This is a genomic window from Bradyrhizobium sp. P5_C11_2, assembly GCF_054049755.1.
The window spans coordinates 1-1385 of sequence record NZ_JBFULT010000997.1 but is presented as its reverse complement, the minus strand read 5'-3'; the positions used below and the strand labels follow the sequence as shown (position 1 = coordinate 1385).

The 1385-nt window shown below is 61.2% G+C and carries 2 protein-coding genes; both read right to left on the bottom strand.

What is annotated here, in order from left to right:
* Nucleotides 1-212: 212 nt before the first annotated feature.
* Nucleotides 213-500, bottom strand: coding sequence for a hypothetical protein (locus ACXJL8_RS41055; RefSeq protein WP_456620219.1), 288 nt, complete (start codon nucleotides 498-500; stop codon nucleotides 213-215).
* A 249-nt stretch (nucleotides 501-749) separates the two neighbouring features.
* Nucleotides 750-1382, bottom strand: a complete 633-nt coding sequence (locus ACXJL8_RS41050; protein ID WP_456620218.1) for a TetR/AcrR family transcriptional regulator — start codon at nucleotides 1380-1382, stop codon at nucleotides 750-752.
* Nucleotides 1383-1385: the final 3 nt, after the last annotated feature.

The following is a 1385-nucleotide window of genomic DNA, read 5'->3' as shown; positions in this document are numbered from 1 at the left end:
AGGCAAGGCAACGGGCCTGATGCCCCACCACCGTACGGGGCATTATCGCCAGCGGTTTCCATCCCAAATGGAAAGCGCAGACGGATCAATCCTGGTCACATCATTGAGTTGCCAAAATAGCAAAATGAAAACAAGGCTCCGCGCGCATCTGGGAGACTAGGGGTCGGAGGTTCAAATCCTCTCGCTCCGACCATTATTTTCTTAGATAGACCTCAGTCTTGCACGATCTCGGATCGGCAAGTGATCTCCTGTTTTCGGAACGATCCGGTTCCAGCGGCGGACAGTTGGCACGCGCTGCGTGGACACGGCTGCTCCGGAATGGTCTTGCCACGGGCCCACGTCCGAACGGCAAAGGCGAGTTGATGCTTTCCCATCGCGTCGACGATAGAAGCCTGCGCGCTCTCAAGGCGCTCGGTGAACCCGCTGGCGTTTAGGTCCAGTCCCGCATCGACCGCCAAGACGGATACCGAGACGAGCGCAATCGCTGCGGCGACCGTCATTCCCTTCCATTCTGGTGACTGCATCAGCTAACCTTATCAGGTATTCCTCCGCTTGCTCGGATAGGTGGGGCTTTTCCACCGGGTTCAACCCCTCGATGGGCTCACGCACGCGTTCTTGAAGTGCGACAAATCCGTAACAAGGTCGCGCGTGGCGTCCTCGCGGTTGCAGACTGATCCAGCTGGCCGAAGTTCAACTTGACGCCATTTTGTCGGTGGGGGCGCATGTGGCCCTTTGTCGAACAACGAATGCTACGCCGCTGGCCGCAAATACCCCACCACCATCCGCGTCGTCTCGTCCACCAGCGTCCGCACCGTCTTCTCCGACAGCATCTCGGCGTGGTTCAGCACCGTGTTGTGCGCCACCGCCTCGATCGCGCTGACGCAGATGAAGGTGGCCAGCCCCGGGTCGATCTTGCGGATCTCCTTGCGGCGGCTTTCGAGGTAGGCGCGCACGAGGGTGTGGACCTCGCGGTTGAAGGCTTCGACGTCCTTGAGCTGGCCGGTGCGCGGGATCTGTTCGGCGAGCACGCGGTGGAGCCTCGGGTTGATGCGGTGGGCCTCGATCGCGACGGTCACGAGTTTTCGCACGGCCTTGTCGATCGGCAGGTCGGCGACTTCCGCGAGCGCTGCGCGAACGATGGCCATGATCTCCTCGTTGTGACGATCGATCACGGCGGCGACGAGCGCCTCCTTGCTGGGGAAATACTGGTAGAGCGAGCCGACGCTGACGCCGGCGATCTCGGCGATGCGGTTGGTGCTGGCCTTCTCAAAGCCTTCCTTGACCAGAATGCGAGCAGTTGCCTCGACCAATGCGTCGACAGTGGCGCGGGATCGCTCCTGCGAGGCATTTTTTCGGGGTTTTGTGGGCGATTTGCGGGCCACGGC

Excerpts from the sequence above, each read along its gene's own strand:
- ACXJL8_RS41055 (WP_456620219.1), bottom strand. The coding sequence starts at position 500 with ATGACGGTCGCCGCAGCGATTGCGCTCGTCTCGGTATCCGTCTTGGCG.